We start from the raw sequence: 16,016 nt of genomic DNA on the forward strand, positions 1-16,016 counted from the left end.
CTTCAATGAACCTGCACTGGCCAGGTGGTTGTCTGAGGGTTAGGCATCAGATGTGAATGGGGCCGCCCAAAACTCCATGTGCCGCCTCCATAACCGACTCTGACAAGGTTGGATGGGCGTGAATGGTGCGCATCAGTTCTTCGGTTGTCAGTTCACCACGGAGCGCGACACAGGCTTCGGCAATGAGTTCTGTGGCGCGGGGGCCGATGATGTGGACACCCAGGATTTCGTCATACTTCGCGTCACTGACAATTTTCACCATACCTTCCGTCTGTCCCAGGATCCGTGCCTTGCCGCTGGCGGCAAAGGGGAAGGAGCCGACCTTGACCTCGTAGCCTCGTTCGCGGGCCTTGGCTTCGGTCAGGCCGACGCTGGCGACTTCTGGTTCGCAGTACGTACAGCTTGGCACCCGGTCATAGTTGATGGGTTCGGTGGTGTGTCCGGCCATGTGCTCGACGGCCACAATGCCCTCTGCCGAGGCCACGTGGGCCAGCCACGGGGTGTTGATGACATCGCCGATAGCATACACACTTGGCTCTGCCGTCTGGAGAAAACTGTTGACCACAATGTAACCGCCCTTGTCGACGACCGCCCTGGTGTTTTCAAGGCCAATTCCATCGCTGATGGGGCGGCGTCCGACGGCCACCAGCAGTTTTTCGGTTTGCAACGTGGTGCGTTCACCCTGTCCATCCACGAGCGTCACCGCTACGCCTTGTTCATTGACCACAGCGGCTTCGCACCTGGTGTTGGTTTTGACCGTGACTTTCTGCGCCCGCAGCGCCCGTTCCAGTTCAGCGCTGATAGCGGCGTCTTCAATGGGTAAAACGCGCGGCAGCATTTCGACGAGTGTCGTTTCAACGCCAAAGCGCGTCATGACGGAGGCAAACTCCACGCCCACAGCACCAGCTCCAAGAATGACGATGGAAGCCGGCAGCTCCGTCATCTCCAGGGCGTGGTCGCTGTTGATGATACGCACACCATCGGTCGGAAAGAGTGGAATGTCACGGGGTACGGAACCTGTTGCCACCAGAATGAACCGCGCCTTCAGGTATTCCTTTGTGTCACCGTTGGTTACGCTGACGGTGTGGGGGTCTTCAATGAAGCCAAAACCTTTGAAGACCTTGACCTTGTTTTTGTTCATCAGGTACTCGACGCCCTTGGCCGACTTGAGCACGACTTTGTGCTTGTATTTCCGTACGCCTTCGTAATCGAGTTTGACATCCGACACAATCACGCCATAGTCAGCCGCGTGTTTGGACTGCTCATAGATGGTTGCACTCTCAAGCAGGGCCTTGGTGGGAATGCAGCCACGCAGCAGGCACGTCCCGCCCAGATACTTGTCTTTTTCGACAAGAGCCACGCTCAGCCCAAGCTGTGCGGCCCGAATGGCCGCCACATAACCACCCGGCCCGGCGCCGATAATCACCACATCAAAGGAATTGTTGGAAGAATTCACGGTTATGCCTCATATCACGGGAGGGCGGGCAGGCGAGGGGAACGCTACACAGCCCTTTCCCAGAGGTGGGGATTTCCAGAGTTGGAGGGGCGCTCAGCACTGAAAGCCCAGCATCGGGAGCGCCGGCAGCCTGACGGCCACCCTTTGACATTATCAGGCACCATCAGAACAGCAAAAACGGATGCCGGTTGGCATCCGTTTTGCATAAGGAAGATTGGCTGGGAGACAGGGATTCGAACCCCGATACTCTGGTCCAGAGCCAGATGTCCTACCATTGAACGATCTCCCAACAAGGACTGACCGCAGCCAGCACGTGCCATGCTGGCCGAAAACACCCCGGAAAGTCAACCCAAAACATCATCCAAAGCTGGCTATCCGCTTGACAAAACACCCCTGCGCAGCCATATCCGGTCTGATGTGGTACGGATGAAGGGCCCACACAAGTTTCCCACGGGAATTTCACTGATGAATAAAGTCGCACTGATTACAGGCATCACCGGACAGGACGGCTCCTACCTGACCGAGTTGCTGATCGCCAAGGGTTACAACGTCCACGGCATCGTTCGGCGCAGCAGTTCGTTTTCTACGGGACGCATTGATCACCTGTACCGTGATCCGCATGACCCACTGCGTCAACTCACTCTCCACTATGGCGATCTGGCTGACAGTACCAGCCTGCGCCGCATCCTTGAGGCCGTCCAGCCGGATGAAATCTACAACCTCGCCGCGCAGTCACACGTCAAGGTATCCTTCGAGCAGGCGGAGTACACTGGTGATGTCGTGGCCACCGGAACGTTGCGGCTGCTGGAATCCGTACGCGATGTCGTAGCCCGTACCGGCAAGCCGATCCGCTACTACCAGGCCGGTTCATCGGAAATGTTTGGCGCGGCCCCGCCACCGCAGAGTGAAACCACACCGTTTTACCCCCGCAGTCCCTATGCCGTGGCTAAGGTGGCTGCCTACTGGTACACCGTCAACTACCGCGAAGCCTATGGTCTCTTTGCCTGTAACGGCATCCTCTTCAATCACGAAAGTGAACGGCGGGGCGAGACTTTTGTGACGCGCAAGATTACGCGCGCCGTCGGGCGCATCAAATACGGGCTTCAGAAAAAACTCTACCTGGGCAACCTCGACGCCAAGCGGGACTGGGGTTTTGCCGGTGACTATGTCGAAGCCATGTGGCGGATGCTCCAGCAGGCAACTCCAGATGACTACGTCATCGCCACAGGCGAGGCCCACTCGGTGCGGGAGTTCCTTGAGGCGGCATTTGCCCGGGTGGAACTCGACTGGCGGGATTACGTCGAGATTGACCCACGGTATTTTCGTCCGACGGAAGTCGATCACCTGCTTGGCGATGCCAGCAAGGCGCGGCAACATTTGGGCTGGCAACCACAGGTTTCCTTCCCGGCGCTTGTTGCCCGGATGGTTGACCACGATTTGGAATTGGCACGCCGCGAAGCCCTTGTGCGCGCTTCCACCTGAACAAAGGGACTTGCTTATGGAGAAAGATGCCAAAATCTATGTCGCCGGCCACCGGGGACTGGTCGGTTCAGCCATCGTGCGCAAACTCCGCGCAGAGGGTTATACGAACCTGCTTCTGCGGACGCGGGCAGAACTTGATCTGACACGGCAGATGGAAGTTGAAGCCTTTTTTGCCGCTGAACGTCCGGCGTATGTCTTTCTGGCGGCAGCCAAGGTCGGCGGCATCCTGGCGAATGACACCTACGGTGGAGATTTCATCCGGGACAATCTTCTCATCCAGACGCACATCATTGAGGCAGCTCGCCGGACGAATGTCCAGAAGCTGTTGTTTCTTGGCTCTTCGTGCATTTACCCCAAGTTTGCACCCCAGCCGATGCCGGAAGACTGCCTTCTGACGGGTATTCTGGAGCCGACCAACGAGCCTTATGCTGTGGCCAAGATTGCCGGACTGACCATGGTCAAAGCTTACCGGAAACAGTATGGTTTCAATGGTATCTCATTGATGCCAACTAACTTGTATGGTCCGGGCGACAACTTTGACCTGACTTCGTCGCATGTTCTGGCGGCGCTGCTGCGGAAGTTTCACGAAGCCAAGCTGACCAATGCGCCGACCGTTACCGTATGGGGCACCGGGAAACCACGCCGGGAGTTTCTCCACGTGGATGACCTGGCGGATGCAGCCTTGTTTCTCATGCAACACTACGAAGACGACAAACCAATTAATGTCGGCGTCGGCGAAGACATCTCCATTGGCGAACTGGCGATGTTGATTCGTGACATTGTAGGCTACGCGGGCGACATTGTTTACGACACGGCAAAACCTGACGGCACACCGCGCAAACTGCTCGATGTTTCCCGGCTGCATGCCCTGGGCTGGCGGGCGCAGATTCATCTGCGCGAGGGAATTGCGGCGACCTACACCTGGTACTGCGCTCACCATGGCCGATGAAACCCACACCCTACTGGAAGACGTCTCACCAACAGGTCCACAACGCCTGCCCTTCGTTGCAGATCGGGATGTGCCATTGTTTCAGTCACGGCTGACTGCGGCACTGGCAGACCACGGGATAGCCATGGATGCCACACAGGTGGCGGCACTCGTCACCCATTACCGTCTGCTTGGTGAGGCTAACAATCAGTTCAATCTGACCCGGTTGATAGCTCCGGTCGAGGCTGTTCGCTGGCATTACCTCGATGTTCTGGCGGTGCTGCCGTGTTTGACGGCTCCTGATTTACCGGACCGGTGGATGGACATTGGCTCCGGCGGTGGTTTTCCGGGACTTGTTCTGGCCATTGCACGCCCGGACTGGCAGTTCGTTCTCACCGAACGGCGTCCCAAAAAAGTGGCGTTTCTCCGTCATTGTGTGGCTGAACTTGATCTTGGCAGGCGGGTTCAGGTGTTTGCCGGTGACATCGAACCGGGCACCGCTGTACGGGCGCTGCTTTCCTGCGGAGTTGATGTTTCACGTGAAACGTGCGGTATCCTGGCGCGGGCCGTCGAGGATGGCCCGCGCCGTCTGCCACGGCTTTTGCGCGTGCCTCCTTTTGCGAGCGCTGCCTTCTGGTTCGGACAGGAAGACGCCTGGGCATTAACCAGCCGTTTGCCTCCGGCCTGGGAACTGCGCCAACACCATCTGCTCCCGACGGGAGACCGGCGCGTGGTTGTCCTGCTCGTCCGCCGCATCAACTAATCCTTTTACGGTCTTTCTGCGTCTGCGCTACAATGCCGCTCCAAGCAACCAATGCAGGTAGCTGACAGGAGCAGCCAAACGGTTACAGCGAAAACCGGCGGAAGCCAGAAGTCGCTGCCAGGTGTTTCACGTTTCACATTTTCAGCACGAACAAGGGGGACGGCATGGGGAAAATCATCGCCGTTGCCAACCAGAAAGGCGGCGTTGGCAAGACAACGACAGCCATCAATCTGGCGGCAAGCCTGGCTGTCAACGACCAGCGGACGCTCCTCGTGGACGCCGATCCGCAGGCCAATGCCAGCAGTGGTGTCGGTATCCGGCGTGGTACGCTGCGGCGCACGCTCTACCATGCCCTCATTCTGGATGAGCCGCTGCACAACATCATTCAACCCACAGAACTGCCAGCACTCCAGGTTGCGCCAGCCGACCGCAACCTAGCCGGAGCGGAAGTTGAACTCGTCAACCTCGAAGAACGTGAATTCGTCCTGCGCCGGGTGCTTGAAAACCATCGGCAGCAGTACGACTACATCATCATTGACTGCCCGCCCAGCCTGGGATTGTTGACCATCAATGCCCTCAGTGCCGCCGACTCCGTCCTGGTGCCGATCCAGTGCGAATACTTTGCCTTGGAGGGTGTATCGGAGTTGCTCGATACCTTGGCGCGCATCCGGCGCAGCTTCAACCCAACTCTGGCTATCGAGGGGTTTCTGCTTACGATGTTCGATGAGCGGACGAATCTTTCCAACCAGGTTATGGCCGATTTACGGGATTTTTACGGCAAACAGGTCTTCGAGACGGTCATCACCCGCAACATCCGACTGGCCGAAGCGCCAAGCCACGGGAAGCCCATCATTCTCTACGACATCAAGTCGCGGGGGGCAAATGCCTACCTACAACTCGCCAAGGAGGTCATCTCGCATGACAACCAGAAGGGCGCTTGGACGCGGACTGAGCGCGCTGCTTCCTGAACGTACGCCACCCGCCAGTGAAACCCTGCTCGAACTCGACATCGAGCGCATTCTACCCAACCTGGAGCAACCGCGCGTCACGTTTCACGAAGGAAAACTTGAGGAGTTGGCACAGTCCATCCGGGAACATGGACTTCTCCAGCCCATTGTTGTACGACCACAGGGCGAAAACTTCCAGATTATTGCCGGCGAACGTCGGTGGCGGGCCGCCCAACGGGCAGGATTGCACCGTATTCCGGCCGTGGTGCGGGAAGTCCCTGATGGACAACTGCTCGAACTGGCGCTGATTGAAAACATCCAACGCGAAGACCTGACGCCTATCGAGGAGGCTCAAGCCTACCGCCGCCTGATGGACGAACTGGGGCTGACCCAAGAACAGGTCGCCACCCGGCTGGGTAAAGACCGGGCCACTATTGCCAATGCCATCCGGCTGCTCCGGCTTCCGCCTGACATTCAAAAACTGGTTGAAGACCGCCTGCTCAGTCCCGGTCATGCTCGTGCCTTGCTCGCTCTGGAAAATGAGGCGCTCCAACGACGTGTTGCAGAAGGTGTCATTGAGCGGGGTCTATCTGTCCGTGAAACCGAGCGTTTTGTCAAACGTGTCCTGCGTGGCGAGCCAGTTCTTGTGGGATCCCCTCATCCGACCGATCCCAATGTCAAGTTTGCTGAGTCCAAGCTCTCCAAACTGCTTGGCACGAAAGTTCGTATTCTTGGGCGTGGACGCGGCGGCTGCATCGAAATCGAATACTACAGCGCAGAAGACCTTGACCGGCTCTACAACCGGCTACTACGGCTGACTGACAGCCAGTGAACCGGCCGTCAGCGAGCAGCAGGCTGTTTCACGTGAAACATTGGCTACAATGCATCGCCCACTTCACCACGGCATTCCACTGTGGCTACAATCCGCGGCTTTGACGTGACCCGACATCTGGACGCAGGTCCTCTATTGTCCTCCGGGAGGCTTCCGGCCCATGGCCTCTGCACCTGAAGCAACGGCGACGCTGGTCGTCACCCCTGAACTTCTTGCTGTTCACCGTTTGACATCCGAGGAGTATGCCCGGCTGTGCCAACTTTTGGGACGTACACCAACCCTGGTTGAACTGGGCATCTTCTCAGTCATGTGGTCTGAACACTGTTCGTACAAGTCTTCACGGACGTACCTGAAGACGCTCCCAACGACAGGGCCACGGGTGGTACAGGGGCCCGGTGAGAATGCCGGCATTCTTGATATTGGCGAAGGCTGGTGTATTGCCTTCAAGATTGAGTCACACAACCACCCTTCGTTCATCGAGCCTTTTCAGGGAGCTGCTACAGGAGTTGGTGGCATTTTGCGAGATGTGTTCACCATGGGAGCGCGTCCGGTTGCCCTGCTCAACTCCCTGCGCTTCGGTCCACTTGATGCCCCCCACCACGGCCCTCGCAACCGGGCGCTTCTGGATGGTGTCGTACGTGGGATTGCCCACTACGGCAATGCCTTTGGCTGCCCAACCATCGGCGGCGAGGTCTATTTCGAGGATTGTTACAGCCTGAACCCGCTCGTCAATGCCTTTGCCTTGGGGCTTGTCCGTCGTGATCAGATTTTTTTGGGAAAGGCGGCCGGCATTGGCAACCCTGTCATGTATGTCGGCGCGAAGACCGGACGCGATGGCATCCACGGTGCCACCATGGCCTCGGCTGAGTTTGACGACAACGCCCTTGCCAAACGCCCGACTGTCCAGGTTGGCGACCCGTTCTGCGAAAAACTGTTGCTCGAAGCCTGCCTTGAAGCCATGCGCGCCGGTTGCATTGTCGGCATTCAGGATATGGGCGCCGCCGGGCTGACCTCTTCGAGTTGCGAAATGGGCGCCCGTGCCGGAACCGGCATTGACCTTGAGTTGTCCCATGTCCCGCAGCGCGAAACCGGCATGACACCTTATGAAATCATGCTCTCGGAGTCGCAGGAACGCATGCTGCTGGTGGCCGACAGCGGACGGGAACGGGAAGTACAGGAGATATTTACCAAGTGGGGGCTTTCAGCCGTCGTCATCGGGCGCGTCACCGACACCCAACGGCTGCGGGTCTATCACCACGGCCAAATCGTCGCTGACATTCCGAACCGCTTTCTCACTGATGACGCACCACGCTATGAGCGACCGGCTGCCCCCCCGGCCGGATGGGTTGCAGATGCGGCTGACCGCCGGGCCAGGCAGGAGAAAGAACTGGCCCAGGTATTTCCCACTACAGAACGGCATCTCTCTGCCGCACAAATCCAGGCTGACCTGAGACAGTTGCTCAGCTCGCCCAACATCGCTTCACGACAGTGGATTTACCGGCAGTACGATCACATGGTGCGCACAAACACCATCGTTCTGCCCGGAGCCGATGCCGCGGTTATCCGCATCAAGGAAACCCGCAAGGCTGTAGCTATGACGCTCGACGGCAACGGACGCTACGTAGCTATTGAACCCCGCCAGGGAGCAGCCCTGGCGGTCGCTGAAGCGTGCCGCAACCTCGTTGCCGTTGGTGCTGAACCCATCGGATTGACCAACTGCCTCAATTTTGCCTCTCCAGAACGACCGGAAGTGATGTGGCAACTTCGGGAGGCCATTGCTGGTATGGGAGAGGCGGCAGAGTTCTTCGCCACTCCCATCGTCAGCGGCAACGTCAGCCTCTACAACGAAACAGAAGGGCGCGGCGTCTTCCCGACCCCGGTCATTGGTGCAGTTGGTCTCATCGAGGATGTGCGGCTGGTCATCACCCCCCGCACGCTGGACGAAGGAGCCGCCGTGTACGTGTTGGGCGCAACCGGCGAAGACTTGGGCGGCACAGAATACCTCCGCCGACGCTTCGGTGTGATAACCGGTCCATTGCCAGTGCTGAATCTGGATGCGGAACGCCGACTTCAGCACTGCGTTCTGGAAGGCGTGCAGCAACGCCTGTGGGCAGCCGCGCACGACTGTTCAGACGGCGGGCTGCTGGTGGCGCTTGCTGAACTGTGTTTTTCTACCCACGGTAAAGCCCTGTCTGGTATGGATTTATGTCTTTCAGCCGAAGCTCCTGGCCTTTCCCGGGCCGGACTTCTGTTCGGCGAAACACCCGGACGGATGCTGATCGTGGTTGCACCATCCCGCTGCGCGGAAGCGGAAGCGCTCTGTCAGAAGCATCAGGTTCCGTGCCATTCGCTGGGCATTGTTCGCGGCAACCGGTTTACGGTTACGCTGGATGGTGAACTGGCGCTCGATGAACCCGTCGCAGAACTGGAGCACCTCTGGCGGACGGCACTGTGCCTGTAGCGCCTGCCTTGTGCCAACAGGCAGTGATTGCAGGCAGCTTTCAGAACGTCAGCCGGTGCTCTTGAGACCGCTTGAAATGGCGTTGATGGTCAACAGCAGATCCACCAGCAGGCTTTCGCTTTGTGTGTCATCCGATGCCGCGCGGGCCGCGCGCCAGGCCTTGAGGAGTTCAATCTGCCGCTGGTGCAGTGCTGCCAGCCCGGCCCGCCGGAGCTGCATCGTAAGCGCCGTTCGCTGGCGACGTTCCGTAAGCGGTACGCCAAAAACCTGCTCGACGCCACGGCGCGTCCGCTCAAACTCAGCCAGAATGGTCGAAAGCACAGTCGTTCGGGCGATGGTATCAGGCACCAACTCGGCGTAGGCTTGCATCCAGGCCGCGTCAGCCAAAAGAAGCTGACTGCCGGCATTCATCAGAAGCAGCCGGGTTGGATACCACCGCAGGGCCTCCTGGCGCAGTTGCATCAGCCACTTCGGATGGTGTGTGGCCAGCATGTCCAGCGCCGTGCCAAGTCCGTACCAGCCGGAGAGAAAAAACCGTGCCTGGCTCCAACTGAAAACCCAGGGAATGGCGCGCAGGTCAGCCAGGGTACGCTTTCCGGTACGGCGTGACGGGCGCGATCCGATTCGGCTGGCCTCAATGGCGTCTATCGGCGTGGCGTGGGCAAAAAATTCCAGAAAGCCGGGTAGTTCCAGCAACGCCCGGTAGGCGCGGTGACTCTCGTCGGCGAGGAAGTCAAGCACCGGTTCAAGGGGGTGGGGTGTTTTCGTAGTGGATTGCGCCAACAGGTAGGTTTCAAGCATCCCGGCTGTGAGCAGTTCGAGTTCGTAGGTGGCCGTGATGAGGTTGGCGTATTTTTGTGAAATTGTTTCGCCCTGTTCCGTCAGCCGCAGGCGTCCTGACACTGACTCCGGCGGCAGAGCGTTGAGAAAGCGATGGGTGGGGCCGGCGCCACGGCTCGGCGTGCCACCACGACCGTGAAAGAAGCGCAGCAGTACCCCACGCGCCTGGGCCACAGCCGACAAGGCCTGCTGGGCCCGGTAAAGTCCCCACAGACTGGCGACAGCGCCGGCGTCCTTGTTGCTGTCGCTGTAACCAATCATGACCTGCTGCACAGGCGGCTGTCCGGGGCGCTGCATCCAGGCCAGACTGCGGCGCGTCATCGGATGGTCCAGAAAAGCTGACAGAATGTCCGGGCTGTGCCGCAAATCGTCGAGGGTTTCAAAAAGCGGAACAACCGGCAGCGGGCATACCAGTCCGTCGGACGTGGAGATGGTGAGCCCGGCTTCACGTGCCAGCCCGTACACAGCCAGGAGATCGGAAGTCGCGCGGGTCATGCTCACAATCAGCGCGCCCAGCCCTGACCAACCGTATTGCTGGCCGTACTCAGCCGCCACCTGCAGGGCGCCAACCACACGCCCAGCGGCATCACCAGGCGGTGCGCCAAGTACGGCCAACGGTCGCGTCTGGGCCAGTTCCGTTTCCCAAAACGCGCAGCGGCGGGCTTCATCCCACTGGTCATATTCGGCTTCTACGCCAGCGGCCCGGAGCCATTCGACAACCGCCTGTTCATGCACGGCGCTGTTTTGCCGGATGTCAAGTACCGCCAAGTGAAATCCAAACGTTTCCACCAGACGGAGCAGCGGCCAGACTTCTGATTCACACAACCGTTTTGCGCCAACCGCAAGCAACGTCTCGCCCAGCAGGCGCAGATCGGCAGCCAGCTCCGATGCCGCAGTGTAGGGCTGGCGCGCTGTCGGCCAGCCCAGTTCTGCGCCTGGCAGGCGGGCCAGCATGACGTTGACCGCCTGCCGCCACGACTCGTAAGGGTTTCGCTCCAGCGCCGACTGGAGAACCGGGTCGTGCGCTTCCCGCGCCGTGGACAGGTACGCCATCAGCGCCGCCGGCGGCGACTGGCGGCGATCCGAAAGGCTCATCCGCGCCGCCAGTTCTGTCAGCCGGGAACGGAACAACCGCAGTGCAGCCTGGCGGAGCGTGTGCAGAGACTCACGGGTCGTTTCCGGGGTGACGAGCGGGTGGCCATCACGATCCCCTCCAACCCATGTGCCAAACGTGATACGCGGCAGGTGTGCCGGGTCTGTCGGGCGCATCGCGGCCTCCATCCCCAGTTCATCCCAGGCATCGAGCAAGTGCCGGTCCATCCAGCCAACGGCTTCCGGCAGGGTGGTTGTCAGGTAATGGAGAACGTTGCGGAGTTCGTCGGCGACCGTCGGTTTTTCGAGATAAATTTCACCGGTCCGCCACAGACGCTCCAGTTCGCGTTTGATCTCGTCCCGGATGGCGCGGCGTTCATTGGGCGTCCACACCGAGTTTTCGAGCTTGACCAGAAGCAGGTAAAGCCGCCGGTGGTGCTCCAGCACGGTCGCCCGCTTGGCCTCAGTGGGATGGGCGGTCAAAACCGGTTCGACATGAAGCTGCGCGAGCGCCGTCAGGATGTCTGCCGCAGACCGTCCCTGGCGGCGTAGCTTGTGCAGCACTGCGCCCCACAGCCCCGGCTCGGCAGCACAGCCGGCGCTGGACTCAAGCGCCCGCCGGTTTTGCGCAGCGGCATTTTCTTCGGCCATGTTGAGCAGTTGGAAAACCACCGAGCAGGCCTGAACAAAACGCTCATGAGAGGTTTCTGGCAGAGGTGCCGTTCCCTCTATCGGGAGGGCCCGCGCCAGCTCTGGAGCGCCTGTCTCCGACAAAACCTCCTGAAAACACGCCACGAGAAACCGATAGTCGCGCTCGGCACGGGCCAGGTCAGCCAGCGCCGATGAAGCCGTAGGCACAGTCATGCTCTTTCCTGCCTCCCTTTCTCTTGAAAGGGCTTTGGTCGCCGCCCACGTCTGCGTGGGCTGCCGAAAACAGACACCCCGCGAGGCACCTAAGACTTGGAAGTTACAGCGACTGCGCCACTTCGGGGATAACCGTTTTCAACACATCCGCCAGTTCGTCTATTTGTGCGGTTGAAATCGCCAGTGGCGGCATCAGAACGACGACATTGCCGAGTGGACGGAGAATGACTCCGTAATCACGGCAGCGGTTTGTCACGCGATAGCCCATGAGCTGGTCAGGCGGAAAGGGTGTTCGGGCTGCGCGGTCGGCCACAAGTTCAATGCCCACCATCAGGCCCCGCTGCCGGATGTCCCCCACGAGCGGCAGCGTCCGTAGTTCCTCCAATCGCAAGGCCAGGTGATTGGCAACTGTCCGCACGTGGTCAAGCGTCCGGTTTTGCTCAAACAGGTCGAGATTCGCCAGCGCCACGGCACAGGCGAGCGGGTTGCCCGTGTAGGTATGCCCGTGAAAGAACGTCTTGAACTCCCCAGCCTCACCCAGAAAAGCGGCGTAGATAGCTTCTGTAGTCAGCGTTGCGGCAAGCGGTAAGTAACCGCCTGTCAGCCCTTTGGCGACGCACAACAGGTCAGGCGCAACGCCCTCGGCTTCACAGGCAAACATCCAGCCGGTGCGACCAAAGCCGGTGGCCACCTCATCACATATCAGCAGCACGTCATAGGCCGTACACAGCTCGCGCACCCGCCGGACGTAGCCATCAGGTTGGGCCAGCATGCCAGCCGCGCCCATCATGACCGGCTCAATAATGACTGCGGCAATTTCATCGGCGTGCTCAGACAGGATGCGTCCCAGTTCCTCCGCACAGGCCATCCCACAGCCTGGACGTTCAAGCTTCAGCGGGCAGCGATAGCAGTGCGGCTCCGGCACTGTCAGCGTCTCAAACAGCAGCGGACGGTACAGGTCATGGAAGAGCGCAATCCCGCCGACGGAGACCGCTCCCACCGTATCACCGTGATAAGACTCGCGCAGGTGAATGAACTTCGTCTTCCGTGGGCGTGGGTCTGAGCGCTGCCGCCAGTATTGAAAAGCCATTTTGATGGCGACCTCGACAGCCGTCGAACCGGAGTCCGAGTAAAACACTCTGGTAAGACCAGACGGTGCAAGCTGCACCAGTCTGGCGGCCAGTTCGATGGCCGGTGGATGCGTCAGGCCCAGAAGCGTCGTGTGTGCCACCTTGTCAAGCTGGTGGCGGATGGCGGCATCGAGTTCAGGAGTGCGGTGTCCATGAGTGGTCACCCACAGACTGGATACCCCATCCAGGTAACGCCGGCCTTCAAGATCGTAGAGGTAGCAGCCCTCGGCACGTTCAATGATGAGCGGGCGTGTCGCCTGCCATCCCTGCATCTGTGTGAAGGGATGCCAGAGATGGGCTTTGTCGAGGGCTTCCAACCGCAAGTGGGACGACAGACTATCAGGACGGGCAGCAGACATAGGCGCTTGTGACCTCACGCCGGCCTGTTTAGCGAAAACGCTGGCAAAAATGAAGGCCGTTACCTGTGTTCAGGCAACGGCCGTTGAAATCAAGTGCAGGTGGGTTCACTCAGCGCCGTCGTTGCCAATGGCTTCCACCGGGCAGGCATCCATGGCTTCCATGCACTGCTCCATTTCCTCATCGTTTTCAGGCTGTTTGTAAACGTAGGAATAGCCACCATCGTCGTTGCGCGTGAAGTTGTTGGGTGCCGTATCGCGGCACACGTCGCAGTCAATGCACTGGGTGTCCACGTAGAACATCCCAGGTACGTTGTCTGGATACTTGTCTTCAACCGATGCCATTGCTTGGTACCTCATTCAGGGAAGTTGAGTCGTCAGAAGTGGCAGAACCCCGGCACGCTAGTTCTTCCGGCGTTCGTCACTCCGACTGCCGGATACTGCCGATGGCGTGAAGCTAGTGCAAGACGGGAAGTTTTTTCAATACTTTCATTGAAAAAACTTCCGGCTGTTGTCCTGTAGGGTGGGGAACCGCCAACGGGGAACAACACGGTATGGACATCGTCGCCAAGGATGTGTTTGGTAGCAGACAATTGAATGAGACTTGGAGCCAAATCGGCCAGGTTTCCGCAGGGTCATTTGACGCCGGGCAGCTACATGGGTAGCGTGCAACGACACACCGAGTTTGTACCCAGACCGTTCCGTTCGACCAAGTATGTCTTTCGAGACCATCATGCGTGGCGTGCTCGACCGGATTGAGGGAGCACGTGGGTGGGCCTTCCTCGCCGATGACGGGGAAATTGTCTTTCGTCAGACTGTCGGCGACTTTGAAACGCTGCCCTTGTTGGCAGCCTACCACGGCATTACCGTGGGCAACTACCGCCGGTTTGGACTGCGAAGCCTGCTGGAAAACATCCGTACTATTGTCTGCACGTACGACGAGGCCGTTTGTATCCTGAAACTGTTTCCAGAGAACTACTTTCTGGTGCTCGTTCTGGCGCGTGAGTCCAATGTCGGCTATGCCCTGTGGCTGCTGGAGCAGGCGATGCCGGCCCTGCTCGAAGAAATCGGATGACCAAGCTGGCCGGTGGCCACTTTCCGTGGCTCAGGTCCTGTAAGCCCAGGTCGGCAGGTCACAACGGCTCAGGCTGATTTGATGAGACGGGCAAAGGCGCGCAGTCCGTTGACGATGTCCTGCTGGTCAAAGGTACGGGTCAGAGTCCGCTCGATTTCATCGCTCATCTGGCCAATCCGACTTTTGAAGGACTGCTCAGCCCGCTCAATGGTGTGCTGAAGGGCGAGAATATCCTGGTGCGTTTTGGCGCTGCTGGTGGCCAGAGTCGCCAACTCGTCGGCAATCTGTTTGACCTGGCTGCGGAGTTCCCCCAACTCAGCCTTGACCTCCGCGAGGTCATGTTTGAGCTTCATGGTGTCGTCGCGTGGAAACCGGGCTTCTTCGCCGATGTCCGTCAGCTTGCGGTGCAGGTAGTCATACGCCGCGCCAAACGGACGAAAGACCATCGTGACCAGGTAGAACCCGGCAAACCAGTATCCCACGCTGCCACGGGTGAAATAGGCAAGTCCGCCAATGACGAGGGCTGAAAGCACGTGCAGCCCAAGGGCCACCCAGAGCGTCGTACGTTGCGTCCGTTTGACGTAAGCCAACCGCTCGTCACTGACGGTCAGCCCGGCCTCACGCGAGCGCTCCAGCTCGAACTGGACGGATTTGGCCTGGAAGTGGATGTCCCATGGAACGGTCAGAATGAGCAACAGCCATATCAGGCAAACGACACCCATGCCGATGTCGAGTGCCAGCCCCGGAGTGAGTGCCGGCATCTGCCAGCCGCTCATCCAGGCCGTGACGGCAAACACGATGAGCAGCCCAATGCCGATAAAGGCCGTGGTGAAAAGCGCTCTCAAAAATCGCTCGAACACGACTTCCCCCTTTTCACCGCCGGGTCAGTTCCTGCCTGCGCAGCCGGAGAGGTCCGCGCTCATAAGGCTTGCCCCGTCCGGTGTTATGGTTCCGTCCGTGTCAGGAGTCGGCGCCTGCTGCAGCAACCTGTTCGGCAGAGGCTGTCGCACTCCCTTCCGGGCGGTAGAAGAGAATGCGTCCGCAACTGTCACAGGTGTGGATACCAATTCCCTGCCGCACCAGACTATAGACCTGTGGACGCAGCCGCATCCGGCAGGCCGAACAAGTGCCATTGATGACCTGCGCCAAGGCGTGTCCGCCCCGGAGTTTGGCCACGCGGGTGTAGTTGGTGAGCCACGTTTTTGAAATCTTGGCCTCCATTTCGCGCCGTCGAGCACGGATCTGTTCGACTTCCGCCAGATAGGTAGCCTCAGCCCGGGCATTTTCGGCCAAGGCGGCATCGGTTTCAGCCCGGCGCTTTTCAATTTCGGGAGCATGTAGAGCGACTTCGGCTTCGAGTTTGGCCGCTTCGGCGCGGGCTTCAGCAATTCTGGACTCGCACTGCGCCACAGATTTTTTGGCCATATCTATTTCCCGGATGGCCGTTTCGTATTCGCGTTGATTGCGGACGCGCTGAAGGTCCGCCGTATATTTGGCAAACAGGGACTGGAAATGCGCAAGATCGCTTTCGAGGTCACGGAGGCGACGACGGACAGCATCAAGATTGGTCTGGGCGGCTGTAAAGGCAGCTATCTGTTGCTGAAACTCGGATTCAATCCTTTGACGTTCGGCAGCGAACTGACGGGTTTTGGTCTGACACTCAGCCAGTTGACGGTCTGTTTCCTGTAGAGCGATGAGCAGTTCCAAGTCCTGACTCACGGATACCTCCTATCGGGATGGGACAGGAATGCGGGATTGGAGACTACTACCTTGTTCCAAGCGAAGCAAGG

13 protein-coding genes and 1 tRNA gene are annotated in these 16,016 nt (G+C 59.3%); 7 read left to right on the plus strand and 7 right to left on the minus strand.

The features are described from left to right. Positions 1–46: 46 nt before the first annotated feature. Together lpdA and CABTHER_RS10940 are read right to left on the minus strand one after the other, a co-directional pair. Positions 47–1,456, minus strand: coding sequence for a dihydrolipoyl dehydrogenase (gene lpdA / locus CABTHER_RS10935; RefSeq protein WP_014100705.1), 1,410 nt, complete (start codon positions 1,454–1,456; stop codon positions 47–49). A 215-nt stretch (positions 1,457–1,671) separates the two neighbouring features. Continuing rightward, positions 1,672–1,745 (minus strand) — tRNA-Gln (locus tag CABTHER_RS10940). 176 nt (positions 1,746–1,921) lie between these two features. Here CABTHER_RS10940 and gmd point away from each other — a divergent pair. From gmd to purL, 6 genes are all read left to right on the plus strand, one after another. After that, complete coding sequence (gmd, locus tag CABTHER_RS10945) at positions 1,922–2,938, plus strand: GDP-mannose 4,6-dehydratase (RefSeq protein ID WP_041569931.1); 1,017 nt, start codon at positions 1,922–1,924, stop codon at positions 2,936–2,938. A 16-nt stretch (positions 2,939–2,954) separates the two neighbouring features. Beyond that, complete coding sequence (gene fcl, locus CABTHER_RS10950; protein WP_014100707.1) at positions 2,955–3,887, plus strand: GDP-L-fucose synthase; 933 nt, start codon at positions 2,955–2,957, stop codon at positions 3,885–3,887. Next, a complete protein-coding gene (locus CABTHER_RS16045; RefSeq protein ID WP_014100708.1) occupies positions 3,877–4,629 on the plus strand; it encodes a 16S rRNA (guanine(527)-N(7))-methyltransferase RsmG in 753 nt (250 codons plus the stop codon). The genes fcl and CABTHER_RS16045 overlap by 11 nt, the downstream gene beginning before the upstream one ends. Before the next feature lie 164 nt (positions 4,630–4,793). Continuing rightward, the gene (locus CABTHER_RS10960; RefSeq protein WP_014100709.1) at positions 4,794–5,597 is read left to right on the plus strand and encodes a ParA family protein; all 804 of its coding nucleotides are present in this window, start codon (positions 4,794–4,796) and stop codon (positions 5,595–5,597) included. Beyond that, positions 5,548–6,408 carry a ParB/RepB/Spo0J family partition protein gene (locus CABTHER_RS10965; RefSeq protein WP_014100710.1) on the plus strand — a complete coding sequence of 287 codons (861 nt, stop codon included), beginning with the start codon at positions 5,548–5,550 and terminating at the stop codon, positions 6,406–6,408. The genes CABTHER_RS10960 and CABTHER_RS10965 overlap by 50 nt, the downstream gene beginning before the upstream one ends. 160 nt (positions 6,409–6,568) lie before the next feature. Further along, positions 6,569–8,869: a phosphoribosylformylglycinamidine synthase subunit PurL gene (purL, locus tag CABTHER_RS10970; RefSeq protein WP_014100711.1), complete on the plus strand. Its 2,301-nt coding sequence runs from the start codon at positions 6,569–6,571 to the stop codon at positions 8,867–8,869. Between the two features lie 48 nt (positions 8,870–8,917). Here the strand turns inward: purL and CABTHER_RS10975 are convergent, their stop codons facing one another. The 3 genes from CABTHER_RS10975 to CABTHER_RS10985 form a co-directional block, all read right to left on the minus strand. Continuing rightward, entirely contained in the window at positions 8,918–11,665 is a 2,748-nt protein-coding gene (locus tag CABTHER_RS10975) for a phosphoenolpyruvate carboxylase (protein ID WP_014100712.1), read from the minus strand. 103 nt (positions 11,666–11,768) lie between these two features. Next, positions 11,769–13,154: an adenosylmethionine--8-amino-7-oxononanoate transaminase gene (gene bioA, locus CABTHER_RS10980; RefSeq protein WP_049787503.1), complete on the minus strand. Its 1,386-nt coding sequence runs from the start codon at positions 13,152–13,154 to the stop codon at positions 11,769–11,771. Positions 13,155–13,259: 105 nt separating this feature from the next. Beyond that, positions 13,260–13,496 (minus strand): ferredoxin, encoded by a 237-nt coding sequence (locus CABTHER_RS10985; RefSeq protein ID WP_014100714.1) that lies wholly within the window; start codon positions 13,494–13,496, stop codon positions 13,260–13,262. Positions 13,497–13,866: 370 nt separating this feature from the next. Here CABTHER_RS10985 and CABTHER_RS10990 point away from each other — a divergent pair, with 370 nt between their 5' ends. Further along, positions 13,867–14,226 carry a roadblock/LC7 domain-containing protein gene (locus CABTHER_RS10990; protein WP_014100715.1) on the plus strand — a complete coding sequence of 120 codons (360 nt, stop codon included), beginning with the start codon at positions 13,867–13,869 and terminating at the stop codon, positions 14,224–14,226. Between the two features lie 68 nt (positions 14,227–14,294). Here the strand turns inward: CABTHER_RS10990 and CABTHER_RS10995 are convergent, their stop codons facing one another. Both CABTHER_RS10995 and CABTHER_RS11000 read right to left on the minus strand, forming a co-directional pair. Beyond that, positions 14,295–15,086 (minus strand): hypothetical protein, encoded by a 792-nt coding sequence (locus tag CABTHER_RS10995; protein WP_148264042.1) that lies wholly within the window; start codon positions 15,084–15,086, stop codon positions 14,295–14,297. A gap of 100 nt (positions 15,087–15,186) precedes the next feature. Beyond that, positions 15,187–15,945, minus strand: coding sequence for a zinc ribbon domain-containing protein (locus CABTHER_RS11000; RefSeq protein WP_014100717.1), 759 nt, complete (start codon positions 15,943–15,945; stop codon positions 15,187–15,189). Positions 15,946–16,016: the final 71 nt, after the last annotated feature.

The sequence above is a fragment of the Chloracidobacterium thermophilum B genome (genome assembly GCF_000226295.1).
GTDB classification, from domain to species: Bacteria; Acidobacteriota; Blastocatellia; order Chloracidobacteriales; family Chloracidobacteriaceae; genus Chloracidobacterium; species Chloracidobacterium thermophilum.